Source organism: Paeniglutamicibacter psychrophenolicus (genome assembly GCF_030812255.1).
In the GTDB taxonomy this organism is placed as follows: Bacteria; Actinomycetota; Actinomycetes; order Actinomycetales; family Micrococcaceae; genus Paeniglutamicibacter; species Paeniglutamicibacter psychrophenolicus_A.
This window is the reverse complement of the sequence record NZ_JAUSSH010000006.1, coordinates 13,470-36,973: the sequence shown is the minus strand read 5'-3', so window position 1 is coordinate 36,973 and position 23,504 is coordinate 13,470. Positions and strand designations below refer to the sequence as shown.

The 23,504-nt window shown below is 68.9% G+C and carries 22 protein-coding genes; 13 read left to right on the top strand and 9 right to left on the bottom strand.

Annotated elements, in window-relative coordinates; translation table 11 throughout:
- Positions 1–65 precede the first annotated feature (65 nt).
- The 7 genes from J2T21_RS10120 to J2T21_RS10090 all read left to right on the top strand — a co-directional run bounded on the left by J2T21_RS10120 (position 66) and on the right by J2T21_RS10090 (position 8,204).
- A complete protein-coding gene (locus tag J2T21_RS10120; RefSeq protein WP_307581030.1) occupies positions 66–1,172 on the top strand; it encodes a Gfo/Idh/MocA family protein in 1,107 nt (368 codons plus the stop codon).
- Entirely contained in the window at positions 1,169–2,707 is a 1,539-nt protein-coding gene (locus tag J2T21_RS10115) for a sugar ABC transporter ATP-binding protein (protein ID WP_307581028.1), read from the top strand. The genes J2T21_RS10120 and J2T21_RS10115 overlap by 4 nt, the downstream gene beginning before the upstream one ends.
- The gene (locus tag J2T21_RS10110; RefSeq protein WP_307581025.1) at positions 2,704–3,792 is read left to right on the top strand and encodes an ABC transporter permease; all 1,089 of its coding nucleotides are present in this window, start codon (positions 2,704–2,706) and stop codon (positions 3,790–3,792) included. Before J2T21_RS10115 ends, J2T21_RS10110 begins: the two co-directional genes overlap by 4 nt.
- On the top strand, positions 3,789–4,826 hold the full coding sequence (locus tag J2T21_RS10105; RefSeq protein WP_307581023.1) for an ABC transporter permease: 1,038 nt from the start codon (positions 3,789–3,791) through the stop codon (positions 4,824–4,826). The genes J2T21_RS10110 and J2T21_RS10105 overlap by 4 nt, the downstream gene beginning before the upstream one ends.
- 60 nt (positions 4,827–4,886) lie before the next feature.
- Complete coding sequence (locus J2T21_RS10100; RefSeq protein ID WP_307581021.1) at positions 4,887–6,128, top strand: substrate-binding domain-containing protein; 1,242 nt, start codon at positions 4,887–4,889, stop codon at positions 6,126–6,128.
- 187 nt (positions 6,129–6,315) lie between these two features.
- Positions 6,316–7,182: a sugar phosphate isomerase/epimerase family protein gene (locus J2T21_RS10095; RefSeq protein WP_307581019.1), complete on the top strand. Its 867-nt coding sequence runs from the start codon at positions 6,316–6,318 to the stop codon at positions 7,180–7,182.
- Complete coding sequence (locus J2T21_RS10090) at positions 7,182–8,204, top strand: sugar phosphate isomerase/epimerase family protein (protein WP_307581017.1); 1,023 nt, start codon at positions 7,182–7,184, stop codon at positions 8,202–8,204. Before J2T21_RS10095 ends, J2T21_RS10090 begins: the two co-directional genes overlap by 1 nt.
- A gap of 64 nt (positions 8,205–8,268) precedes the next feature.
- Here J2T21_RS10090 and J2T21_RS10085 read toward each other — a convergent pair whose 3' ends face one another.
- On the bottom strand, positions 8,269–8,841 hold the full coding sequence (locus J2T21_RS10085) for a hypothetical protein (protein WP_307581015.1): 573 nt from the start codon (positions 8,839–8,841) through the stop codon (positions 8,269–8,271).
- Positions 8,842–9,073: 232 nt separating this feature from the next.
- Positions 9,074–9,334, bottom strand: a complete 261-nt coding sequence (locus tag J2T21_RS10080) for a glutaredoxin family protein (protein ID WP_307581014.1) — start codon at positions 9,332–9,334, stop codon at positions 9,074–9,076.
- A 197-nt stretch (positions 9,335–9,531) separates the two neighbouring features.
- Between J2T21_RS10080 and J2T21_RS10075 the strand changes: the two genes are divergently transcribed.
- From J2T21_RS10075 to J2T21_RS10065, 3 genes are all read left to right on the top strand, one after another.
- Positions 9,532–10,137 carry a hypothetical protein gene (locus tag J2T21_RS10075; protein WP_307581012.1) on the top strand — a complete coding sequence of 202 codons (606 nt, stop codon included), beginning with the start codon at positions 9,532–9,534 and terminating at the stop codon, positions 10,135–10,137.
- A 69-nt stretch (positions 10,138–10,206) separates the two neighbouring features.
- The gene (locus J2T21_RS10070) at positions 10,207–11,001 is read left to right on the top strand and encodes an ABC transporter ATP-binding protein (RefSeq protein ID WP_307581010.1); all 795 of its coding nucleotides are present in this window, start codon (positions 10,207–10,209) and stop codon (positions 10,999–11,001) included.
- Positions 11,001–12,329, top strand: a complete 1,329-nt coding sequence (locus J2T21_RS10065) for a permease (RefSeq protein ID WP_307581007.1) — start codon at positions 11,001–11,003, stop codon at positions 12,327–12,329. Before J2T21_RS10070 ends, J2T21_RS10065 begins: the two co-directional genes overlap by 1 nt.
- A gap of 89 nt (positions 12,330–12,418) precedes the next feature.
- Here J2T21_RS10065 and J2T21_RS10060 read toward each other — a convergent pair whose 3' ends face one another.
- The 6 genes from J2T21_RS10060 to J2T21_RS10035 all read right to left on the bottom strand — a co-directional run bounded on the left by J2T21_RS10060 (position 12,419) and on the right by J2T21_RS10035 (position 19,068).
- Positions 12,419–13,882, bottom strand: coding sequence for an amino acid permease (locus tag J2T21_RS10060; RefSeq protein WP_307581005.1), 1,464 nt, complete (start codon positions 13,880–13,882; stop codon positions 12,419–12,421).
- A 225-nt stretch (positions 13,883–14,107) separates the two neighbouring features.
- The gene (locus tag J2T21_RS10055; RefSeq protein ID WP_307581002.1) at positions 14,108–14,866 is read right to left on the bottom strand and encodes an iron ABC transporter ATP-binding protein; all 759 of its coding nucleotides are present in this window, start codon (positions 14,864–14,866) and stop codon (positions 14,108–14,110) included.
- On the bottom strand, positions 14,863–15,900 hold the full coding sequence (locus tag J2T21_RS10050; protein ID WP_307581000.1) for an iron chelate uptake ABC transporter family permease subunit: 1,038 nt from the start codon (positions 15,898–15,900) through the stop codon (positions 14,863–14,865). The genes J2T21_RS10055 and J2T21_RS10050 overlap by 4 nt, the downstream gene beginning before the upstream one ends.
- Entirely contained in the window at positions 15,893–16,933 is a 1,041-nt protein-coding gene (locus J2T21_RS10045; RefSeq protein WP_307580998.1) for an ABC transporter permease, read from the bottom strand. Before J2T21_RS10045 ends, J2T21_RS10050 begins: the two co-directional genes overlap by 8 nt.
- Positions 16,934–16,959: 26 nt before the next feature.
- Positions 16,960–17,904 (bottom strand): siderophore ABC transporter substrate-binding protein, encoded by a 945-nt coding sequence (locus J2T21_RS10040; protein WP_307580996.1) that lies wholly within the window; start codon positions 17,902–17,904, stop codon positions 16,960–16,962.
- 363 nt (positions 17,905–18,267) lie between these two features.
- Positions 18,268–19,068 carry an SDR family NAD(P)-dependent oxidoreductase gene (locus tag J2T21_RS10035; RefSeq protein ID WP_307580993.1) on the bottom strand — a complete coding sequence of 267 codons (801 nt, stop codon included), beginning with the start codon at positions 19,066–19,068 and terminating at the stop codon, positions 18,268–18,270.
- Positions 19,069–19,309: 241 nt separating this feature from the next.
- On the opposite strand from J2T21_RS10035, the gene J2T21_RS10030 reads away from it, so the two are divergent.
- Positions 19,310–20,356, top strand: coding sequence for an iron-siderophore ABC transporter substrate-binding protein (locus J2T21_RS10030; RefSeq protein ID WP_307580991.1), 1,047 nt, complete (start codon positions 19,310–19,312; stop codon positions 20,354–20,356).
- A gap of 55 nt (positions 20,357–20,411) precedes the next feature.
- Here J2T21_RS10030 and J2T21_RS10025 read toward each other — a convergent pair whose 3' ends face one another.
- Complete coding sequence (locus J2T21_RS10025) at positions 20,412–21,206, bottom strand: MBL fold metallo-hydrolase (RefSeq protein WP_307580989.1); 795 nt, start codon at positions 21,204–21,206, stop codon at positions 20,412–20,414.
- A gap of 56 nt (positions 21,207–21,262) precedes the next feature.
- Between J2T21_RS10025 and J2T21_RS10020 the strand changes: the two genes are divergently transcribed.
- Positions 21,263–22,348 (top strand): FecCD family ABC transporter permease, encoded by a 1,086-nt coding sequence (locus J2T21_RS10020; RefSeq protein WP_373457915.1) that lies wholly within the window; start codon positions 21,263–21,265, stop codon positions 22,346–22,348.
- Complete coding sequence (locus J2T21_RS10015; RefSeq protein WP_307580987.1) at positions 22,345–23,499, top strand: FecCD family ABC transporter permease; 1,155 nt, start codon at positions 22,345–22,347, stop codon at positions 23,497–23,499. The genes J2T21_RS10020 and J2T21_RS10015 overlap by 4 nt, the downstream gene beginning before the upstream one ends.
- The last annotated feature ends 5 nt before the right edge of the window (positions 23,500–23,504 follow it).

The following is a 23,504-nucleotide window of genomic DNA, read 5'->3' as shown; positions in this document are numbered from 1 at the left end:
TTTTCAGCAATATACTTTTGTTCGTCTATTGACAGAAGTGGTGTGACCCATGCCACCATGGGGGCATGAGTCAGTCAGCGATGGCACCTCCGAGGATGTTGCAGGCAGCAGTGGTTGGCGCCGGTTTCATGGCAGCGGTCCATTCCCGTGCCATCCGCAACGCCGGCGGATCGCTGGCGGCAGGAACATCGTCCACCCCCGCAGGTGCCCGCGACGCCGCGGCACGGCTCGGCATCGCCACCGCCTACGACACGCTCGAAGACCTGCTGGCCGATGAATCCGTCGATGTCGTGCACATCTGCACGCCGAACACCACCCACCACGCGCTGGCCGCGGCCGCCCTGCGCGCCGGAAAACACGTCATCTGCGAAAAGCCGCTGACCACCACCTTGGCCGATGCCCTGGAACTGGACAGGCTTGCCGCCGAACGTGGCCTGCACGGCTCGGTCCCGTTCATCTACCGCTTCCACCCCATGGTGCGCGAGGCCCGCGCCCGGATTGCCGCAGGAACCACAGGCCGGCTGCTGACCCTGCAGGCCAGCTACCTGCAGGACTGGCTGCTGGGCGTTTCCGACGACGACTGGCGCGTGGACCCCAAGCGCGGCGGGCCCTCGCGGGCCTTCGCCGACATCGGCTCCCACCTCTGCGACCTCATCGAATTCAGCACCGGCCAGCGCATCACCCGGCTCAACGCCACCAAGCGCACTGTCCATGCCCAACGCGCCACGCACAGCAACATCGCCACCGAGGACGTGGTGGCGCTCGTGGCCGAATTCGACGGCGGGCTGCTGGGCACGCTGCTGGTCTCCCAGGTCGCCCCCGGCCACAAGAACGCCCTGGTCTTCGAGGTCGCCGGCACCGCCGAGTCGGTGCGCTTCGCCCAGGAAACACCGGAAGACCTGTGGATCGGCACCAAGGCCGGAAACCGGATCCTGCCCCGCGACGCGGCACTGCTCACCCCCGACGCCGCCCGGCTTTCCCTGGTCCCGGCAGGACACCCGATGGGATACCAGGACGCATTCAACGCCTTCGTCGCAGATTCCTACGCGGCAATCGCCGGGGAAACCCCCGACGGCCTGCCCACCTTCGCCGATGGGCTGCGTGCGGTGCGCCTGACCGAGGCGGTCCTGGAATCCGCGGCCACGGGGCACTGGGTCGAGGTGCCGGGATGACCACCAACATCTTCGATGCCCCGGTCCCCGACACCTCATCGAGCACCGCGCCGGTGCTGCGGGCCACGGACCTGTCCAAGGAATTCTTCGGTGTGCGCGTGCTGCACGGGGTCTCCATCGAGCTCTATCCCGGGCGGGTCCACGGCCTGGTGGGGGAGAACGGCGCCGGGAAGTCCACGCTCATGAAGATCCTCGCCGGGGTCTACCAGCGCGACGGCGGCACCGTGGAATTCAACGGGGAACCGGTCTCCTTCAGCCACCCCGTCCAGGCCATGGACGCCGGGCTGGCCACAGTCTTCCAGGAATTCAACCTGCTGCCCGAACGCACCGTGGCACAAAACGTGTTCATCGGACGCGAACCCCGCCGCGGCGGACTCGTCGACCAAAAGGGCATGGTCACCCGCACCGCCGCATTGCTCAAGGACCTGGGTATCGACTTCATCGACCCCGCCGCGCGGGTCTCGCGGCTCTCGGTGGCCGAGCAGCAGATCGTGGAAATCACCAAGGCCCTGTCCCACGACGCCAAGGTCATCTCCATGGACGAGCCCACCGCCGCACTGGCCGGGCACGAGGTCGAGCTGCTCTACGCCATCATCCGAAGGCTTGCCGCACGCGGGGTCGCCATCCTCTACGTCTCGCACCGGCTGCGCGAAATCTTCGATCTGTGCGACGAGATCACCGTGCTCAAGGACGGCGCGTTCGTCTCCCACACCCCCGCCGCCGAGCTGGACACCGCCGAACTGGTCCGCCTGATGGTGGGCCGCTCCATCAGCACCTACTTTCCCTCCGCGCTCGAGGGCACCGTGCCGGGGGACACCCGCCTGCAGATCCGCGGCGGCGGCAACGACTGGATCGACGGGATCGACCTTCAGCTGCGTGCCGGGCACATCACCGGTCTCGCCGGGCTCCAGGGCGCCGGGCGCACCGAACTGGCCGAGGCGATCTTCGGCGCTGCCCCCTTCACCCGCGGGACCCTGGCCATCGACGGGCGCGAAGCGCGCATCACCTCCATCCGCGCGGCGGTCCGCTCCGGCATCGCGCTGATCACCGAGGACCGCAAGGCCCAGGGCCTTGCCCTGGGCCAGTCGGTGCTCAACAACGCGCTGCTGGCGGTCCGCTCGGTCTTCTCCCGGCGCTTCGCCGCCGCTGCCGCCGCGCTGCCCGGGGTGCTGAACACCCTTGAACTCTCCTCCCGCGGCACCGACCAGGAGGTGCAATTCCTCTCCGGCGGCAACCAGCAGAAGGTCGTGCTGGCCAAGTGGCTGCTCACCAAGCCCCGGATCGTGGTGCTCGACGAACCAACGCGCGGCATCGACGTCGGCGCGAAGGTCGCCGTCTACCAGCTGATCCGCGAGCTCGCCCGCGACGGGGTCGCGATCCTGCTGATCTCCTCCGAACTGCCCGAGGTCATCGGCATGGCCGACACCATCCTGGCCATGCACGATGGACGCATCGTCGCGCAGCTCCCGGCCGGCTCCAGCGAACAAGACGTGCTGGCCGCCGCCGTGGCTGCACCGATCGGGGGAACGCCATGAGCACCGCAACCGGCCGCGGGCGCCGGCAACTGGACACCACCGCCATCGTCTTCATCGCCCTGGCCGCGGTCATGGCCATCGGCGCGATCCTGGTGGGAACCGTGGGACGGAACTTCCTGTCCCCGGGCAACATCCGCGACATCCTCACCTCCATGAGCGTGCTCGGATTCGTCGCCATCGGCCAGACCCTGGTCATCCTCGGTGCCTCCCTGGACCTCTCGGTGCCCTACGTCGTCTCGCTCTCGTCGCTGATCGCCGCCGACACGATGGCCGGATCCAACGCCAGGATCCTGCCGGCGGTGCTCGCCGCCCTGGGGGCGTGCGCGCTGATCGGGCTGGCCAACGGGCTGATCGTCACCAAGCTCAAGGTCCACGGATTCATGGCCACCCTGGGCATGGGCCTGGTCGTCAAGGGCTACCTCGACACCCAATACAAGGGCACCAGCGGAAACGTGCCCTGGAACTTCCAGCTCATCGGCGCCACCGGCATCGGACCGGTGCCGATCTCCACGCTGCTGATGCTCGGCTTTGCCGCGCTGGTCGCGCTGTACCTGGCCCGGACGCGCACCGGAAACCACCTCTTCGCCGTCGGCGACAACGTGGAGGTCTCCCGGCTCTCGGGCATCCGCACCGCCCGCCCGGTGATCGCCGCACACATGCTCTGCTCCGTCTTTGCGGGTCTGGCCGGGCTGCTGCTGGCCAGCCGGCTCGGCGTCGGCTCCCCGACCGTGGGCACCCAGGGCGGCTACGACCTGCTGTCCATCGCAGCGGTGGTGCTCGGCGGCACGCTGCTGATGGGCGGGCGCGGCTCGGTCTGGGGCACCATCGGCGGGGTGGCGATCTTCGCGGTGCTCGACAACGTCATGAGCGTGATGCAGCTGAACCCGTTCCTGAAGGAAGTGGTCCGCGGGGTGGTCATCGTGCTGGCCGTGGCCATCTACACCGGGCGAAGCATCGCCCGCCGGCGCGCCAGGTTCGGGCCCGACGCCCCGCCGCCCGCGCCCGGCCCGCGGGATTCCGCACGGGGCCCCGCTTCCGCGAGCGCCCCAAGCCCGGGCCACGATGCACGGGAGGCCCGGCGATGAACGTCATCCGCACCCTGCTCAGCCCGCGCGGCGCCGTCTTCCTGCTGCTGGCGGGCCTGCTCATCGCCGTCACCGTGATCAGCCCGTCCTTCGCCGAACCTGGCCAACTGATCCGCTTCATCCAGCGCGTGGCCCCCATCGCGATCGTGGCCATCGGGCAGTACTTCGTGATCGTCGGAGGCGAATTCGACCTGTCCATGGGCTCGCTGATCACCGCCCAGGTCGTGATCGCCGGCAACCTGATCGGACAGGACGCCGGCCGCATCTTCCCGGTGCTGGCCCTGATGCTGGTGCTCGGGGTGCTGGTGGGATTGGTCAACGGGCTGCTGGTCACCTTGCTGAAGGTCCCTTCCTTCATCGTCACCCTGGGGATGATGCTCGCGCTGCTGGGCGGGGTCATGTACTGGACCGGGGGAGCGGCCACCGGCAACCCGGTGGATTCCTTCCGGCAGCTGGGTCGCGGCGGAATCCGCGGCGTGCCGGTCATCGAGATCCTGCCCTACTCGGTGCTGGTCATGGCCGCCGTGTTGGCCGCGGCGATCTGGCTCACCCGCACCTCCTTCGGCCGCACCGTCATCGCCCTGGGTGACAACCCGCGGGCCGTCCGCTATGCCGGGGCAAGGTCCTGGTGGGTCACCACCTCCACCTTCGTGATCTCCGCACTGACCGCCACGATCTCCGGGATCCTGCTGGTCGGCTACGCCGGGGTCCATCCCAAGGTCGGGCAGGGCTACGAGTTCATCGCGATCACCGCGGTGGTCCTCGGCGGAGTGGTGCTCGGCGGCGGACGCGGCTGGGTGGTTGCCGCGATGGCCGGGGCGTTCGCGCTTGAGGCCCTGTTCACGCTGCTGAACTTCGCCGAGGTCCCCTCCACGCTGCGCGACGGCATCCAGGGCGTCATCATCATTGCCGCCGTCGCCTACTCCGCCTCCCCACTCGGCGGCGCCAAGCGCAAGGCCGCCCCGCCGGCCCCGCCACAGACTTCCCCGCCAGACGGGAAGGAGCCGGTCGCACCCGCGCACCTTGGCTCATGAAACACTCGCAACCCGGCCGGCACCACGCACCGGGACCAATCAACCTTTAGGAGGTTAGTGATGCGACGCAAAGCAGTAATGACCCTTGCGGTCGGTGCCGTGGCAGCTCTTGCCCTGGTCGGGTGCACCACGGATCCGACCGTCACCGGGCCCGGAGCCAGTACCACCCCGGCGACCACCGGCGCCGCGGCCGAGTCATCCACCGCGCCCAGCACCCCGTCGACCGAGTGGTTCGACCAGGCGGTCTACGACGAACAGTTCGCCCAACGCTCGGTCACCCCCGAAGGGCCCGCCGACAAGCCCTACCTGCAGCACATCAACGCGGAGATGGTCTCGACCGCCAAGTACAAGTCCACCGGCGCCAAGAAGGCCTGCTTCGCCAACGCCTCGATCTCCAACCCGTGGCGGCAGACCGGCTGGATCACCATGAACGAGCAGCTCAAGGAACTGCAGAAATCCGGTGCCATCTCCGAGATGGAAACCCGCGACGCCAAGGACTCCGACGACACCCAGATCGCCGACATCGACTACTTCATCAACGAGGGCGAGTGCGATGTCTTCATCATCTCCCCGAACTCCACCGCGGCGATGACCCCGGCGGTTGAACGCGCCTGCAAGACCGACAAACCGGTCATCGTCTTTGACCGCGGCGTGCAGACCGACTGCCCCGTCACCTTCATCCACCCCATTGGCGGCTTCGCCTGGGGCATCGACACCGCGGAGTTCCTCAACGACAACCTCCAGTCCGGCGACAAGGTCGTCGCCCTGCGCATCCTGCCGGGGGTGGACGTGCTCGAACAGCGCTGGGCCGCGGCGGAGAAGCTCTTCAAGGAATCCGGCGTCGAGGCCGTTGACTACTTCACCGGCGCCGACCCGGTGGAGATCAAGAAGATCATCTCCGACGAGCTGGCCAAGGGCGAGGTCAAGGGCATCTGGATGGACGCCGGCGACGGCGCCGTGGCGGCCATCGAGGCGTTCGAGGACGCCGGCAAGGCCCTGCCGGTGATGACCGGCGAGGACGAGCTTTCCTTCCTGCGCAAGTGGAAGGACACCGGCATCACCGCGCTGGGCCCGGTCTACTCCAACTTCCAGTGGCGCACCCCGCTGCTGGCGGCAGCCGACATCTTCGCCGGCAAGGACGTCCCGAAGGAATGGGTGCTGCCGCAGTCCCCGATCACCTCGGCCGACCTCGACTCCTACCTCACCGCAAACGACGGCATGCCCGACGGGCACTACGCCAAGTTCGGCGGCGAGGACCTGCCGGGCTACCCGCAGATCTGGCAGAAGCGCGTGATCCCGTAACCAACCACCCATCCGCACCGCCAACCCGCAGCACCAATCCACGGGACGCCACACCCGCGGTGCCACGCATGGAACCACCCTTCATGCGCGGCACCGCGGGTGCACGGCCCCCAGCCCTGGGCCGCGCACCCGCGCACAGCCCGGGGTATCGTCGAACACCACACAACACAAGGAGCAACGCATCGTAATGGAACGCAAGCTGGGCGTGAACACCTGGGTATGGACCTCCCCGCTGACCGATGACGCGCTGCCCGAACTCGCCGCCCGCATCTCGTCGCTGGGCTTCACCGCCATTGAACTCCCGCTGGAAAACCTCGGCGACTGGGACCCGAAACGCACCCGTGACGTGCTCGCCAAGCACTCCCTGGCCCCGGTCCTCATCGGCGCGATGTCCCCGGGACGCAACCTGGTCTCCGCGCCCGACGCCGAGATCGCAGCCACCCAAAACTACCTGCGCGGGCTCATCGACGCCGCCGCAACACTCGGGGCCACCACCGTCGCCGGCCCGTTCTATGCGGCCACCGGACGGACCTGGTCCATGAACGAGGTCCACCGCCGGGCCACCTACTCCCAGCTGCGCGAGAACCTCGCCCCGCTGGCCGCCCACGCCGCGGAGCAGGGCGTGGCACTGGCCATCGAACCGCTCAACCGCTACGAGACCTCGCTGATCAACACCGTGGACCAGGCCCTGGACGCGCTCGAGCCGCTGCTCGGGCCCGGGCTCGGCATCGCCCTGGACAGCTACCACCTGAACATCGAGGAACAAGACATCGCCGCGGCCGTCGCCCGCGCCACCGGGCACATCGCCCACGTCCAGGTCTGCGGGAACGACCGCGGCACCGTCGGGGCCGACCACTTTGACTGGCACGGGTTCATCCGCGCTCTTGACCTGGCCGGCTACGGAGGCCCGCTCTGCGTGGAATCCTTCACCCCGGACAACGCCTCGATCGCCGTGGCCGCCTCCATCTGGCGGCCGCTGGCCAGCACCCAGGACGCGCTGGCCGCCGACTCGCTGGGCTACCTGAAGAACCTGCAAATCGGAGGACTGCGCTAATGGCCACCCAACCAGCCACCCACCCGGTCACCCTGTTCACCGGCCAATGGGCGGATTTGCCCCTCGAGGAGGTCGCACGGCTCGCCGCCTCCTGGGGCTACGACGGGCTGGAAATCGCGGCCTCCGGGGACCACCTGGACCTGTTGCGGGCCGATACGGACGACGCCTACCTGCGCTCCCGCCTCGAGATCCTGGATAGGCACGGGCTAAGCGTGCACGCGATCTCCAACCACCTCACCGGCCAGGCGGTGTGCGACGACCCGATCGACTTCCGCCACCAAAACATCGTGCGCGACTACACCTGGGGCGACGGGGACCCCGAGGGTGTGCGGAAGCGCGCGGCCGAGGACATGAAGCGCGCGGCCCGGGTGGCCCGCAAGCTCGGGGTCGACACCGTCGTGGGGTTCACCGGCTCGAAGATCTGGCAGTACATCGCGATGTTCCCGCCCGTTCCCGCGGCGGTCATCGAGGCCGGGTACGAGGACTTCGCCGCGCGCTGGAACCCGATCCTGGACATGTTCGACGACCAGGGCGTGCGCTTCGCCCACGAGGTCCACCCGAGCGAGATCGCCTACGACTACCACTCCTCCATCCGCACCCTGGAAGCCATCGGGCACCGGGAGGCGTTCGGCTTCAACTGGGACCCCAGCCACATGATGTGGCAGGACATCGACCCGGTCGGCTTCATCTGGGACTTCAGGGACCGGATCTACCACGTGGACTGCAAGGACACCCGGATGCGCACCCCCAACGGCCGGGCCGGGGTGCTCGGCTCCCACCTGCCCTGGGGGGATCCGCGCCGTGGCTGGGACTTCGTCTCCACCGGGCGCGGGGACGTGCCCTGGGAGGACGCGTTCCGGGCGCTGCGCTCCATCGGCTACGCCGGCCCGATCTCCGTGGAATGGGAGGACGCGGGCATGGACCGGTTGCACGGGGCGAAGGAGGCGCACGACTTCGTGCGCTCGCTGCTCTGGGAAACCCCGGCAGCCGGCTTCGACGCGGCCTTCAGCAACCAGGGTTGAGTCCGGGACGGAGCAACGGCCCGGCCCGGGACGGCAATTCCCCCACGGCGCCCGCACCCGGTGCTCAGGTCCCGGATTCCAGCCTGTCGACGTAGCCCACCAGCGGGCTGGCCACGACGGTGACGGCCTGCCCGGGCCGCAGCCCGCGGGCCTTCTGCCGGTTCCGCAGGGTCCAGGCACGGGTCCCGTCTCCGGTGTCGATGACCAGCTCGTGGCGGACCCTGCGCCGCTCGGCCCAGGACTGCCCAACGTTGTTCTTCCGGTCCCACAGCGCGTTGTTCAGCGCATCGGGCAGGAAGTCCAGGAACTTGCGCTCGGAGATGCTCACGACGGTCCCGGGAACCGAGGTCCGCGGCACCAAATCGAGGATGCCCACGGCGACCTTCAGCAGCGCGGCCAGTGCCAGCACCACCAGCACGACCCCGGCCAGCACCAGGAATCCGCCCAGTTGGGCGGCCCCGGCATCCGCCGCCGCGAGCTGCCGCATCTCGGTGCGCATCCGGAAGCCCACCACCAGCAGCACGATGCAGATCGCCGCCTGGAGCGAGCCGCGCAGGACCAGTGAAAGGGGTGCATGCCCCGAAAACGGGCGCAGCGAAACCCCCAGGAACCGCGTCCACGACGTTGTTTTTTCCATCTCCAACCATTCCCCCTTGGCCATGCCCCGGCCGGGAGCGGACAACCACCCGCGGAACCGGAGCAGAACAGATGTTCACGCAGTGCGCCACACGTAAAATCCCCAAAACGCACTGGTCAGCACAGCATAGCCCGAAGCAGCAGGAAGGGGAACGGGTGCCCGCGCCGGCCTGGTGGGCGGGCTTCCAGCCTCCCCGGGCCCACGTGCCGACCGGCCCCGGACCCGGCGGCCGCTACTCCAGCGCGAGCGACGCCGCGGCCAGGACCTGGGCCACGCTGGGCACCCCCGAGGCGCGGAACACCTCGGCGCCGTCCCGGCGCACCACCAGCGTGGGCGTGGAGGAGATCCCCGCCTCCTCGGACTCGGCCAGGTGCGAAAGCACGTCGACCTCGCGGATGCTCGCCTGGGCCAGCAGCTTGCCCGCATCGCGGAGCACGGAGCGGGCGCGCACGCACGGCGCGCAGAAGGCGGAGGTGTAAAGGGTCAGTTCCATCACCGGGAGACAACCGCGCCCCGGCGCATTCGATTCCCCTTCGCCAAGCCACCCTGCTCCGGAAAGCTCCGATCGCCCCGCGCGGGCACCCCCCCCCGACGGCACCGGACCAACCAGGCATTGCGCAGGCGCGAAACGGGGAGGATCATCATTCCCACCACCGCACAGCGTGGTGCCTTGCCCAGGACGGAACACCCATGAACAAGCCACTACTCGGGGCGTCCGCCGGTCTGGCCTGGTCGGCGACCATGCGCGTCTATATGCACAACCTCGCCGGGAACCAGGCGGAGCTGGACCGGATGAAAACCGGGGTCGGCATCATGCTTCCCGGGGCGCTGACCGGCGCGCTGCTGGCCCGGGCTGCACAGCTGCGGGTGCGGGACCGGAATCGAAACCTCGACGCCTATGCGGCCGCCCCGCTGCTCTTCGCCGCGTGCACGCTGCCGCTGCCGGGCATGATGCGCAAGCTCATCGAGACCGGGGAAGGCTCCAACGCGGTGGCGATGCCACTGCTGGGCATGGCCGGCGGCATGGCACTGGCCGGCCGGGGACCGCGCTGGGCCCGACTCGCCTCCAACGCCGTCGTCATCGGGCACGTCCCGCTGATGGCGTTCCTGGGTCCAAAATTCTTCTTCCCTGAGCCCCCCACGGCGCGCCAGCGCGTCGGGTTCGCGCTGAACACGGTGATCTATGCCGCGGCGCTGGCCGTGCTCGCCGCCGGGTGCGCGGTCCCGCTGCGCCGGCAGGCATCCGAGCAACACACCGTGGTACCGGCGCAGGAGGCCGAACTCCACCCTGGGTAGGAGTCGGGCCGCAAACAGTTCATCACCTGCTCCGATGCCCCCGGGAACGGAAAAGGGAAAACTGGTTCCATGATCGACTCACATCCAGCACCCGGGACGGCCGCCGCCCTGGCCAACCACCCCTCCAACACCCCGGTGCTTTCCGCCCGGACCTTGCGCCGCGCCTATGGATCGACCTTGGCGCTGGACGGCGTGGACCTGGACATCCGCACCGGCGAGTCGGTGGCCATTATGGGTCCCTCGGGCTCCGGCAAGTCCACGCTGCTGCACACCCTGGCCGGCATCGAACGCCCGGACTCCGGCTCGGTGCTCTTTACCCCGCTCCAGGGGGCACCGCGGGAAATCACCGCGCTGGGGGAGTCCGAACGCTCCGGGCTGCGCCGCGGGTCCTTCGGCTTCGTCTTCCAGTCCGGGCTGCTGATCCCGGAACTCACCGCCGTGGAGAACGTGGCGATGGCGCTGATGATCAACGGGACCCCGCGCGCCGCGGCGCTGCTCCGGGCCACCGAATGGCTGGCCGCGCTGGGCCTGGGCGGGATGGAGGAGCGCCGCATCGGCCAGCTCTCCGGAGGCCAGGCCCAACGCGTGGCCATCGCCCGCGCCCAGGTGTCCGGCGCGCAGGTGACCTTTGCCGACGAACCGACCGGCGCCCTGGATTCGGGCACCGGGGCCGAGGTCCTGGCGATCCTCATGGATTCCACCGTCGGACGCGGGAACACCCTGGTCATGGTGACCCACGATGCCGAGGTCGCGGCACGCTGCGACCGGACCATCCGGCTGCGCGACGGACGCATCCTCGCCGAGCAGGCCGCGGCCCCTGCCGCCGGAAGCCCGCGGACCGCAACCCCGGGAACGATGAAGTGATGCACGCGCTGACCCTGGCCTGGATGCTGGGCCGGCCCGGCCACGGGCGCCGCGCCCCGCTGCTGCTGACCATGGGGGCCTATGCCCTGGTCTCCGCGCTGGTGCTCACCGTCACCGCCGGCGCCCTGTCCTTCACCCGCGTGCAAGACGAGTTGACCGGCATGTACCTGATGCTGGCCGGGCTCGCGGTGGTGCTGCTGCTGGTTCCGCTGGCGGTGCTCGGCGCGGCCGCGGCCCGGCTCTCGGCCCGCAGCCAGGACACCCGGCTGTCCACCGTCCGCCTGCTCGGAGGCATCCCGTCGCAGGTCGTGGGCATCACCATCATCGAATCCAGCGCCACCGCGCTGGCCGGTGCGGTGGGCGGGGTGCTGCTTTACGCCGCTGCCGCTCCGGCGGTCGGCCTGGTGCACTTCCAGGGCTCGGCCATCGGTTCGGCGATGTGGCTGGACCCGGGCATTGTCGCCCTGGTGGTGGCGGCCGTGGCGCTCATCGCCGCGATCTCGGCGGCCGTGGGCCTGCGCAAGGTCATCGTCTCCCCGCTGGGCGTGCGCAACCGCACCACCACCCCGAAGCCGCGCTGGATCCGTGCGGTGGTCGTTGCGGCCCTGATCCTGGTGGTTTCCCTGGCGTTCTCGATGCTCTCGGCCTTCGCGTCCATGGCCATCGTCCTTGCCGTGCTGCTCGGCGGCTTCGCGCTGGGCCTGGGCGCGTTGAACCTGGTGGGCCCGTGGGCGGTGCGGGTCATCGGCAACGCCAAGCTCAAGAAGGCCGAAGCCCCGGCCCAGCTGCTGGCCGCCCGGATGATCCTGGAAAACCCGGCGCAGGCCTGGCGGCAGGTCTCCGGCATCGCGATGACCAGCTTCGTCGCGGTGGTTGGCGGCAGCGGCGCCGCGCTGATGAACTCGGCGGGTGCCGAGTCCGACCCCGGCAGCCCGGACGCGCTGCTGGCCGCCGACGTGATGACCGGCGTGCTGATCACCCTGGTCGCCTCGTTCATTTCGGTGGCCTGCTCCACGGCCATCACCCAGGCCGCTGCCACCCTGGATCGGGCCGACCTGTACTCCGGGCTTCACCGGATGGGCATGGAGCGGGACACCATGGAAAAGGCGCGCGTCGGCTCCGTCATGGCCCCGGTCATCGGGGTCGGCGCCGGCGCGGTGCTCGTCAGCGGCGTGCTGGTCTTCCCGCTGGCCGGGATCGCCGTCATCGTCGCCCCGGTCTCGGTGGGCATCATCCTGCTGACGCTGCTGGCCGGGGTGCTGGCGGTGCGCGGGGCCGTGGCCCTGACGTCCCCCGGCGGCGTGCTGAAGCCGGGCAAGTCCGGCTAGGCGCGGCAAGACCCCACAAGAAACGCCGCTGCCCGGGCACCAGCCATTGGTGCCCGGGCAGCGGCGTGTGAGCGGCCGTGGCGCAGTGCCTACTTCCGGAGGCCGTCCCAGCCGGCGGCGAGCTTCGAGTGCCTGCGCCCGTAGCCCAGGTAGATGAAGGCGCCAACGACCATCCACACCCCGAAGACCACCCAGGTCGTCACCCCGAGGTTGGCCATCAGGTATCCGCAGAAGAGCATCGCCAGGATCGGGGTCAGCGGGTAGAGCGGCACCTTGAAGGTGCGCGGCAGTTCCGGCTGCGTGCGGCGCAGGATGATCACGGCCAGGGACACCAGCGAGAACGCGAAGAGCGTGCCGATGGACGTCGCGTCGGCCAGCTGGCCCAGCGGCACCAGGCCCGCGACCAGGGCCACGGCTCCGCCGGTGATCCAGGTGCCGGCCACCGGTGCGCCGTTGCGCGGGGAGATGCGCCCGAACACCTTCGGCACCATGCCGTCGCGGCTCATCGCCACCAGGATCCGGGTCTGCCCGTAGAGCACGGTGATCACGATGGAGACGATGGCCAGCACCGCGCCGGCGGCGAAAAGAAGCGCCACCCAGCCCTGCCCGGTGACCTCCTCGAGCAGCTGGACCAGCGCGGCACTCTTGCCCTCGAACCAGGTCCACTGGCGGGCGCCGATCGCGGAGATCGCCACCAGGATGTACAGCGAGGTGATGATGGCCATCGACAGCACGATGGCACGGGGCAGGTCCCGTTGCGGGTTCCTTGCTTCCTCGCCGGCGGTGGAGGCCGCATCGAAGCCGATGTAGGAGAAGAACAGGCGGGCGGCCGCGGCCGAGACCCCGGCGGTGCCCATGGGCAGCAGCGGGTCGAAGTTCCCGGAGGTGAACGCGCTGAAGGCTATCACGATGAAGAAGATGAGCACGGCGATCTTGATGAACACCAGCACGGTGTTGACCACGGCCGATTCGCGGGTGCCGCGCACCAGCAGCACCGTGGCAAACAGCACGATCAGCAGGGCGGGGATGTTGAACACCCCTCCGTCGGTGCCCGGGGGATTGGTCAGCGCCGCGGGCAGGTCGATGCCCAGCGAGCGGGCCATCTCGTTGAGGTATTCGCCGGCTCCCACCGCGATCGCCGCGACGGAGACCGCGTACTCGAGCACCAGGCACCAGCCGCAGATCCAGGCCAGGCCCTCGCCCATGGTCGCGTAGGTGTAGGTGTAGCTCGACCCGGAAACCGGGACCGCGCCGGCCATTTCCGCGTAGGACAGCGCGGCAAAAAGGGCGGCAAGCCCGGCGATGGCGAAGGAGATCCACACCGCGGGCCCGGCCATCGGCACCGAGGAGGAGAGCACCACGAAGATGCCGGTGCCCAGCGTGGCCCCGACGCTGATCATGGTCAGGTGCAGCAGCCCGAGGGTGCGGCGCAGCTTGGGTCCGCCGGTGCCGTTGCCGGCCTCGGCCATGAATGCCTCGATGGGCTTGCGTGCAAGCAGCTGTTGGCGCAGCGTGGGCTTGGATGTGCCCGTTGCAATGGTTTGCGTGGTCATGCATAAATCTTTGCATTTTTTGGCGGTCGGCCGCGCGCTGCGGAAGCCGCGGCAAGCCCACGAAATGCTCATGAAACTACAGGTCAAACGCACAGTTGTGCACCACCGGCACGGAGCGCACTGTGGCAAGACTTACCCCGGAAACCCGGAATCAGCACCCGGAAACATGCACGACGATGAATTGTTTTGCATCAGCGTGGCCGCCGCCGGGCAGCGCAACGAACCTCAGGCGAAGTACACGCCGATCCGGTTGCCGTCGATCTCCTCGATGCGGATGTCGATGTCGTAGATGTCGCGCAGCACCTCTTGGGTCATGATCTTCGACGGCGTTCCCTGGTGCACCAGCACGCCGCGGCGCATGGCCAGGATGGTGTCCGAGTAGCAGGAAGCGAAGTTGATGTCGTGGATGACGATCACCACGGTCTTGCCCAGGTCGTCGGCAAGCCTGCGGATCATCCGCATCATTTCCACCGAGTGCTTCATGTCCAGGTTGTTCAGCGGCTCGTCCAGCAGCAGGTAGTCGGTGTCCTGGGCCAGCACCATCGCGATGTAGGCGCGCTGGCGCTGCCCGCCGGAGAGCTCGTCGAGGAAGCTGTCGGCCATCTCGGCCAAATCCAGCTGGTCCATGGCGGCCTCGATGTGCGCCAGGTCCTCGGTGGTCGGGTGCCCGCCGGAGTGCGGGAAACGCCCGAAGCCCACCAGGTCGCGCACGCGCAGGCGCATGGTGATGTGGTTTTCCTGCCGCAGGATCGCCATCGAGCGGGCCAGGTCCTTGCTGGGGGTGCGCCCGATGTCCAGCCCGGCAATCGACACCGCACCGGAATCCATCGGGATCAGCCGCGAGATCAGCGACAGCAGCGTGGACTTGCCCGCACCGTTGGGCCCGATGATGGAGGTGACACCGCCGGCGGGGATGGTGGTGCTCACCGCGTCCACCACTGTCTTGCCGGAGTAGGACTTGGTCACCGAATCAATGCGGATCACTTCAGGGAACCCTTCAGGAGCAGGTAGAGGAACAACAGTCCGCCGGCGAACTCGATGATCACGCTCAGCGCGGTGGCGAAGCCGAAGACCCGCTCGAGCAGCAGCTGGCCGCCGATCAGCGTGATGGCCCCGAGCAGGCAGACAATGGGGATCAGGGCGGCGTGGGAGAACCTGCGGACCATCTGGTACGCCAGCGAGACCACCAACAGCCCGAAGAAGGTCACCGGACCCACCAGCGCGGTGGAGATCGCGACCAGGATCGAGCAGAGCACCAGCACCAGCGTGACGATGCGCCGGTGGTCCACGCCCAGGTTGATGGCCGTCTCGCGGCCGAGGGCCAGCACGTCGAAGCTCTTGCGCAGCTTCCACACCACGGCCGCGACCAGCACCACGATGACCGCGGAGATCCCCAGCAGCAGCGGCTCGACCTGGTTGAAGGAGGCGAAGAACAAATCCTGCAGCACGATGTACTCGCTCGGTTCCATCAATCGCTGCAGCAGCGAGGAGAACCCGCGGAAAAGCGTGCCGATGACGATGCCCACCAGCAGCATCAGGTGCAGCGACCCGGTGCCGCCGGTGAACAGCCAGCGGTAGAGCAGCGCGGAGAACACGATCATCAGCCCCACCTCCACCCCGAACTTCAGCGCGGGGGAGGCGGTGAGCAGCGTGGAGGAACCCAGCATGAACACCAGCGCGGTCTGGATCAGGATGTACAGCGCATCGAACCCCATGATCGAGGGGGTCAGGATGCGGTTGGCGGTCACGGTCTGGAACATCAGCGTGGACAGGCCCACCGCAACGGCGACCACCAGCATCGCGCCCACGCGGATGCCGCGGCGGGTCAGCGCGTAGGACATGTTCCCGCGCAGCTCGATCGTCATGAAGGCGGCGATGCAGCCCAGGGTGATCACGGCCATCACCGTGATCAGCGCGGCCGGGGAGATCCGCTTGGGCGAGAGCATGGCGGGGGAGAAGCTGCGCCGGGGCAGGGGCCGGCGGGTCCCGGCGAGGGCCGGCGAGGGTGTCTTAGGCATGTCGTTTCCTGGTTCGCAGCAGCAGGGCCAGGAAGATGGTGGCGCCGAGCACGCTCATCACCATGCCCACGGGGACCTCGTAGGGGAAGCGGATGGTGCGCCCGATGATGTCGCACACCAGTACGAAGCCGGCTCCGAAGAGCGCGGTCCACGGCACCGCGCGGCGCAGGTTGTCGCCGAAGAGCAACGAGACGATGTTCGGCACGATCAGCCCGAGGAACGGCACGGCGCCCACGGTGGTCACGACCACGGCGGAGATCAGCGAGACCAGCACCAGGCCCAGGCGCATGATCGCCTTGTGGTTCATCCCGAGGTTGGTGGTGAAGTCGGCGCCCAGGCCCGCGACGGTGAACCTGTCCGCGGCCAGGTAGCCGGCCAGCGTGAGCGCGGCGACGATCCACAGCAGTTCGTAGCGCCCGCGCAGCACCCCGGAGAAGTCCCCGATCATCCAGTTGCCCAGCGTCTGGAGCAGGTCGTACTTGTAGGCGAAGAAGGTGGTGACCGAGCCGATGACCCCGCCGAGCATGATGCCCACGATCGGCACCAGCAGCGTGTTGCGCGCCGGCAGCCTGCCCAGCACCGCCAGGAAGAGGGCGGTGCCGCCAAGCGCGAACACCGAGGCCACCCCCATCTTCATCATGATCGGGGCGGCGGGGAGAAGCACGGTGACGACCAGGATGCCCAGGGTCGCGGACTCAACGGTGCCCACGGTGGAGGGTTCGACGAAGCGGTTGCGCACCATCAGCTGCATGATCAGCCCGGCCACCGCCACCGCGGTTCCGGCCAGGATCACGGCCAGGGTGCGTGGCACGCGGGAGATCCACAGCAGGTCCCAGGCCTCCGGGTCGCCGGCCAGCAGCTGGGGAAGGCCGACGTCGGACACCCCGACGAACAGGCTCACGACGGCGAGCAGGCCCACCAGGACGGTGCCGGCGATCAGCCACGTGGTTTCGGAGGGCTTCTTGGAACGCCGTACGGCCACCGCGGGATCCTGCTCCGCGGCGGCCGAACGGCTGAGTACTGGTGCGCTCATGATGAGTTTGCGACTGTGGGCGGTGCCTACAGACCCGCAGCGACCTCGTCGATCATCTTTGCGGTGTTGTTCAGGCCGTAGCCGACCATGTACCAGGCGTTGGAATCCAGGTTCACGATCTTGTTGTTCTTGGCGGCGTTGGTCGAGGCGACCAGCTCGTTGTCCAGGACGGCCTTGGCAGCATCGCCCGAGGTGCCCATGGCCGAATCGCGGTCAATGACGTAGAGGGTGTCGGGGTTGTTCGTCTTGAGGAACTCGAAGGAGATCGACTCGCCGTGGGAGCCTTCGGACTTGATGTCGGCCACGGTGGCCACCCCGAGCACGTCGTGGATCAGGCCGAAGCGCGAGCCGGCGCCGTATGCGGTCAGTTCGCCGCCGGAGGTCATGATGATCAGGCCCTTGCCGGCGTCGGCGGTCTTGGCCTTGGTGTCGGCGATCTTGGTGTCGATGGCCGCGAGCTTCTCGGTGACCTTGGATTCGACGTCGAAGATTTGGCCCAGCTTGCCGGCCTGCTCCTTGAAGGAGTCCAGCGGCTTCTTGATGTCCACGGACAGGTCGACGGTCGGGGCGATCTTGGAGAGCTCCTCGTAGGAGGCGGCGGTGCGGCCGGTGATGATGATCAGGTCCGGGTTGCCGTTGGAGATGGCTTCGAAGTCGGGTTCCTTCATGGAACCGATCTTGGCGACCGAGGCGTCGTTGTACCTTGCCAGCGACTCGGGGTACTTGGTTTCCGGAACGCCGTCGGCTTCCAGGCCCAGGGCGGTCATCGAGTCGAGCACACCCAGGTCGAAGGTGTAGACGGTCTCCGGGTTCACCGGAACCTCGGTGGTTCCCTGCGCGTGGGCGATGCTCACGGTCTTGCCGGAATCGGCCTGGGCGCCTGCCTCGGTGGAGCCGCCGCAAGCGGTCAGGGCGAGCAGGGATGCGCCGGCGGCAAGTGCGCCAAGGACGACGCGAACGGGGGTCTTCACGATGATTTCTCCGATGGTGGGGCCGTTGCCCAAGGCCCGCTGTAATTAGCGAACGACCTTGTAGCGTAAATGAACTTAAGTGAAACGCTATAGATAAGGCGTGCCTATGTGCAAACCGAGCAACCTTGATAGGTTGTCGGCGCCGTCCGATTGCGAGGGTAGGGCTGCCTAAGAAACCCCTGCGACACGGGGAATCCGCGGCACCCTGGCCCATGGGGGTGATGTCGGTCACTCACGGTTTTGGGCGCGGTAAAAGGGCATGTCGTGACGATTCTTGACGTCCGGCGAAGGGTGGGTGGCCCGTGCGGGGTGGAAGGAATGCAGCGGCTGCGCGGCCGGCTCGGGGTGGGGCGGGCGGCTTGGCTAACGCCCGCGCCTGGCCAGGCGCTCCACCAGCGCATCGGGCGCGATCCGGGCCAATGCGGTAGCCAGCTTGTAGCGCACCGAGGGGATCGATACGGATTTGCCCGCGTCGCTGTCGGCCAGCGCCTGTCGCACCACGTTCGGGGCATCCAGCCACCCCCGGGCGGGGATCTTGGTCTTGTCCGCACCCATTCGGTCGTGGAACTCGGTGCGCACGAAGCCGGGGCACACGGCGGTGACGGAGATGCCCCGGCCGGCGTAGAAAACGTTGGCCCATCGGCTGAAGTTCACGATCAGCGCCTTGGCTGCCGAGTAGCTGCCGCGCGGGGTGAAGGCGGCGACCGAGGCGACGTTGATGATCCTTCCCCCGTCGCCGGAGCCCATGGCGTTCAGTGCCGCATGCATCAGTACCAGCGGGGCCTGGGTGTGGATCCGCAGGTGGTCAAGCTCCTCGCCGAGGTCATTGTCGGCGAAATTGCCGCGCAGGCCGTACCCGGCGTTGTTGACCAACAGATTGACGGGTCGCGCGGTTTGGGCCAGGCGGGCGGATACCCGTTCGGTTCCCTCGTCGGTCACCAGGTCCGCGGCCAACACTTCGACGTTGACGGCAAATTGTGCGTGCAGCCGCGCGGCGAGCTCCGCCAGTCGCTGCCCGTCGCGGGCCGTGACCACCAGGTCGTGTCCGCGGGCCGCCAGTTGCGCGCAGAATTCGGTGCCCAGCCCCGAGGTGGCGCCCGTGACCAGTGCCGTGCCCGGAGTGCGGTGCGGGTTTCTGGTTTCCGGCGGCAAGAAATCTCCCATGGTGTGAGCCTAGTCACCGAATGGCCGGATGGCCTGCGAAATGACGGGCATTTGTCATCCCCGGCCACGGAGGCGTGCGGACAATTAGGGCCGCGCCGTGTTGCGTAATCCGAATTGGTGAGGTTAGCCTTACTCGTCAGGTGTTGGCGTGACGGCCAATCCACAATTCCTGTCGACCGAGCACCTCCTCCTCCGTTTCCATCGCTTTCCACCGCTGAATCGCAAAGGATTCCACACCCACATGAAGTTCACTCGACGCGCCGGCCTCATCGCCGCAGCAACCACCGCCCTTGCCTTGACCCTCAGCGCCTGCGGCGGAACCGCCGACAGCGCCCCGGCCAGCAGCACCGCAACAGCAAGCGCCGCCTTCCCTGTCAGCATCAAGCACATCTACGGGACCACCGAGATCACCGAGAAGCCCGAGCGCGTGGCCACGGTTTCCTGGGTCAACGCCGATGCGGTGCTGGCACTGGGCGTCGTTCCGGTGGCCATGGCCGAGGACACCTGGGGAAACAACAAGCAGGGCTCCACCGATTGGAAGGATGCCAAGCTCACCGAGCTCGGCGCCCCGATCGGCAGCGAGAAGGCGCCGGTGCAGTACTCCGAGAAGGACGGCGTGAACTTCACCGCGCTGGCCGAGGCCCAGCCGGACCTCATCGTGGCTGGCTACTCGGGCCTGACGCAGGAGGAGTACGACAAGCTCTCGAAAATCGCCCCGGTCATCGGCCCGATGGCACCGAACTACACCTCCGGCTGGCAGGACGTGACCACCGCTGTAGGCCAGGCACTGGGGAAGGACGCCGAGGCCAAGGCCGTCATCACCGAGGTCGAGGGCAAGATCGCCGCTGCCGCCGAGGCGAACCCGGTCTTCAAGGACACCACTTTCATTGCCGGAAACCTGGAACCGTCGGACAACTCCATCAGCCTCTACGCCACCGGGGATTCGCGCCCGCGCTTCCTCACCGCACTGGGCATGACCCAGGCGGCAATCGTCGATGCGAACGCCAAGGACGGCGAGTTCTTCCTTCCATGGGCCGCGGAGCGCGCGAACGAGCTGGACTCCGACATCTTCTTCACCTGGGCCGCCGAGGGCACCGGCACCGATGCGATCGCCAAGAACAAGCTCTTTGCCCAGCTCCCCGCCGTCTCCAAGGGCGGGCTGGTGGCCGCGGCCAACGACATGGAGGTGCTCGCCATCTCGGCGGCGTCCCCGCTGTCGGTGCCCTACGCCGTCGACAAAGTCGTCCCGGCCTTCGCTGCGGCCGCGCAGGCGGCCGCCGGCAAGTAGCCGGCACGCACCACCCACGCACCGGCACCGATACAGGCGGGAACCACACGCAATGTCAGGAAGCTTCGGACTCCTCAAGGTAGCGCAATTGCGCTGCCACCGAGATCTCGGCTGCCCGTCGCACCCGCGGATCCACGTCGGCGTAGACCACGTCGGTGATCTGGGCGATGGTGGGCTCAACGGCGGAATCTGCCCGGATCTGCGCCAGGGCGGCGCGGATCTGGGCCAGCCGTTCGAACCGGTGCGCCCGGTATTCGCGCACGATCCCGTGCAGGGACCCCAGCACCGGACCGTGCGCCGGGAGCACCAGCGCATCGGGGCCGGCCTCCAGCTTGTCCAGCGAGGACAGGTAATCGCGCAGGGTCCCGTCGGGCGCATCCAGGATCGTGGTGCCGCGGCCCAGGATGGTGTCCCCGGTGAGCATCGAGCCCTTTGCCCCGTCGTCGGGCAGCAGGAAGCCGAGCGAGTCGGAGGTGTGCCCGGGGGTGGCCAACACGCGCAGCCGCAGGCCCGCCGCGTGGATCTCCTCCCCGTCGACCAAGACCCCGGCCTCGCGGCAATGCTCCGGCAGCGCCGCACGCACCGGGGCCCCGGTGAGCCGGTGCAGCGTGTCGATGCCCTCGGTGTGGTCGTGGTGGCGGTGCGTGACCAGGATCAGTTCGACGGATTCGGCGGCCAGCGCACCCAGGTGCCCGGCGTCGTCGGGACCCGGATCCACGACGATGGCATGCTCGGAACCCGGTGCGCGCAGGATCCAGGAATTGGTTCCCTCCAGCGACATCGGTCCGGGGTTCGGGGCCAGGTGGAAGGCTGCCTGCTCGGAGACGACGGTGGCTTGCTGCTTGCTCATGGCCCCCAGTCTAGGGCCATGACCCGCGCCTCCGCCCGGAACCGGGTGGACAATCCATGAGCGCTCCACCATCCGGATCACGAACGTCCGGGGCACTGCCGCTGTCCGCGCAGAAAACCGATTCCCCCGCGCCCGCCCGGCGCCCCGGACTCATGCCCGCGCCGGTGCTCGGACTGCTCCTGGCGGCGGCCCTGGCCCTGGGGCTCTTCCTGTCCCTGCTCATCGGTGCCCGGCCCATCGCCCCGTCCACGGTCCTCGATGCGCTGGTGCACCTGGACCCGGCCAACGGGGACCACGCGGTCGTCGCCTCGCGCATCCCGCGCACCGTTGCCGGGCTGCTCATCGGCGCCGCCCTGGGGCTCGCAGGAGCCGGGATGCAGGGCATCACCCGCAACCCGCTGGCGGACCCGGGCATCCTGGGCGTCAACGCCGGGGCCGCGCTGGCCGTGGTGGCCGGCATCCACTTCTTCGCCGTGACCACGCTGCACGGCTACATCCTCTTCGCCTTCGTGGGGGCCGCGGGCGCCTCGCTGCTGGTCTACCTGGTGGCATCGCTGGGCCGCGACGGCGCCACGGGGCTGAAGCTCGCCCTGGCCGGTGCGGCCATGGCCGCGGGCCTCGGCTCGCTGACCAACGCCGTGCTGATGATCGGCCAGGAGGCCCTGGACCGCTTCAGGTTCTGGCAGGTCGGCACCCTCGGCGCCCGCGAGGTGCCCGAGATGCTCTCCGTCGCCCCGTTCCTGGCGCTCGGCGCGATCGCGGTGCTGGCCGGTGCCAGGTTGTTCAATGCACTGGCCCTGGGCGACGACACGGCCGTGGGTCTCGGCTTCCGCGTGGGCCGCGGGCGTGCCATGTCGGCGGCGGGTGTGGTGCTGCTCTGCGGCGCGGCCACCGCGCTGGCCGGGCCCATCGGCTTCGTCGGGCTGATCGTGCCGCACGCGATCCGCGTGCTGGCCGGCGGGGACTACCGCTGGCTGCTGCCGCTGTCCATGCTGGCCGGCCCGGTGCTGCTGTTGGGTGCCGACGTGCTGGGCCGGGTCATCGCCCCGCCGGCGGAAATCCAGGTCGGGGTCATGACCGCGGTGATTGGCGCGCCGCTGTTCCTCTGGCTGCTGCGCCGCGGAAGGAAGGTCACGCTGTGAGCCGCCAGATGCTCTCCCGGGTTGGCGACACCGCCGAGGCTGCGCCGGCAATGAAGCGGGCCGAGGCTTCCGGCGCGCCATCCGGCGGACTGCCTCCGGGCGCGCCGCGGCCCAAGCCCCGGCGCATGCCCCGGGCCCCGCGCCAATCCACGCCCCGGACCAAGCGCCGCATTGGCCCGGTGGCCCGGGTGAACCTGCTGGCCACCGCCGGCATCCTGGTTGCGGTGCTCCTGAACCTGGTGGCCGGACGCCACCCCATCGCCCTCGACGAGCTGCTCGCCGCCCTGTCCGGCGAACGCGTTCCGGGGGTCTCCTTCATGCTCTGGGAGGACCGGCTGCCGCAGGCCGCCGTCGGGATCCTGGCCGGGGCCGCGTTCGGCGCCTCCGGGGCCATCTTCCAGCGCATGCTGCGCAACCCGCTGGCCAGCCCCGACGTGATCGGCGTCGGCTACGGGGCGTCCGCCGCCGCGGTGGCAGGGATGCTGTTCTTCGGCGCCCAGGGGATCGGGCTTTCGCTGATCGCCTGCGCCGGCGCCCTGGCCGTGGCGCTGCTGATCTACGCGATTGCCGACGCCGGGAAGCACACCGGGGCCCGGCTGATCCTGGCCGGAATCGCGGTCGCCGCGATGCTGCAGGGCATCATCTCCTACCTGCTCACCCGCACCGACATCCGCATGGCCTCCGACGCACTGCGCTGGCTCACCGGGTCGCTGTCCGCCAGCACCTGGGAGCGGGCCGGAATGCTTGGGGCGGCACTGGCGATCCTGCTGCCGCTGCTTCTGCCCGCCGCGGCGAAGCTGCGGATCCTGGAACTGGGCGACGACACCGCCGCCGGGCTGGGGCTGCGCGTGCGATCCACCCGGCTGGGGCTGATCCTGCTGGGGGTCGGGCTGTGTGCCGTGGCCACCGCGGTGACCGGCCCGCTGGCGTTCGTCGCATTCCTGGCCGGGCCGCTGGCGCTGCGCCTGTGCAATGGCCGCAGCCACCTGGGCTCCGCCGCCGGCATCGGCGCGCTGCTGGTCACCGCGGCGACGTTCATCGCCACCAACATCTTGCCCGACATACAATTACCAGTCGGCGTCGTCACCGGCGCACTGGGAGCACCATTCCTGATTTGGGTCTTGGTGCGCTCCAACAAGGAAGGAACCTGAGGGTT

What these genes read in the sequence shown, in the direction of transcription:
- J2T21_RS10090 (WP_307581017.1), top strand. Translation starts at nt 7,182, where the DNA reads ATGGCCACCCAACCAGCCACCCACCCGGTCACCCTGTTCACCGGCCAA.
- J2T21_RS10105 (WP_307581023.1), top strand. Translation starts at nt 3,789, where the DNA reads ATGAACGTCATCCGCACCCTGCTCAGCCCGCGCGGCGCCGTCTTCCTG.
- J2T21_RS10075 (WP_307581012.1), top strand. Translation starts at nt 9,532, where the DNA reads ATGAACAAGCCACTACTCGGGGCGTCCGCCGGTCTGGCCTGGTCGGCG.
- J2T21_RS10050 (WP_307581000.1), bottom strand. Translation starts at nt 15,900, where the DNA reads ATGCCTAAGACACCCTCGCCGGCCCTCGCCGGGACCCGCCGGCCCCTG.
- J2T21_RS10025 (WP_307580989.1), bottom strand. Translation starts at nt 21,206, where the DNA reads ATGAGCAAGCAGCAAGCCACCGTCGTCTCCGAGCAGGCAGCCTTCCAC.
- J2T21_RS10095 (WP_307581019.1), top strand. Translation starts at nt 6,316, where the DNA reads ATGGAACGCAAGCTGGGCGTGAACACCTGGGTATGGACCTCCCCGCTG.
- J2T21_RS10045 (WP_307580998.1), bottom strand. Translation starts at nt 16,933, where the DNA reads ATGAGCGCACCAGTACTCAGCCGTTCGGCCGCCGCGGAGCAGGATCCC.
- J2T21_RS10060 (WP_307581005.1), bottom strand. Translation starts at nt 13,882, where the DNA reads ATGACCACGCAAACCATTGCAACGGGCACATCCAAGCCCACGCTGCGC.
- J2T21_RS10100 (WP_307581021.1), top strand. Translation starts at nt 4,887, where the DNA reads ATGCGACGCAAAGCAGTAATGACCCTTGCGGTCGGTGCCGTGGCAGCT.
- J2T21_RS10020 (WP_373457915.1), top strand. Translation starts at nt 21,263, where the DNA reads ATGAGCGCTCCACCATCCGGATCACGAACGTCCGGGGCACTGCCGCTG.
- J2T21_RS10035 (WP_307580993.1), bottom strand. Translation starts at nt 19,068, where the DNA reads ATGGGAGATTTCTTGCCGCCGGAAACCAGAAACCCGCACCGCACTCCG.
- J2T21_RS10070 (WP_307581010.1), top strand. Translation starts at nt 10,207, where the DNA reads ATGATCGACTCACATCCAGCACCCGGGACGGCCGCCGCCCTGGCCAAC.
- J2T21_RS10080 (WP_307581014.1), bottom strand. Translation starts at nt 9,334, where the DNA reads ATGGAACTGACCCTTTACACCTCCGCCTTCTGCGCGCCGTGCGTGCGC.
- J2T21_RS10030 (WP_307580991.1), top strand. Translation starts at nt 19,310, where the DNA reads ATGAAGTTCACTCGACGCGCCGGCCTCATCGCCGCAGCAACCACCGCC.
- J2T21_RS10065 (WP_307581007.1), top strand. Translation starts at nt 11,001, where the DNA reads ATGCACGCGCTGACCCTGGCCTGGATGCTGGGCCGGCCCGGCCACGGG.
- J2T21_RS10085 (WP_307581015.1), bottom strand. Translation starts at nt 8,841, where the DNA reads ATGGAAAAAACAACGTCGTGGACGCGGTTCCTGGGGGTTTCGCTGCGC.
- J2T21_RS10115 (WP_307581028.1), top strand. Translation starts at nt 1,169, where the DNA reads ATGACCACCAACATCTTCGATGCCCCGGTCCCCGACACCTCATCGAGC.
- J2T21_RS10110 (WP_307581025.1), top strand. Translation starts at nt 2,704, where the DNA reads ATGAGCACCGCAACCGGCCGCGGGCGCCGGCAACTGGACACCACCGCC.
- J2T21_RS10120 (WP_307581030.1), top strand. Translation starts at nt 66, where the DNA reads ATGAGTCAGTCAGCGATGGCACCTCCGAGGATGTTGCAGGCAGCAGTG.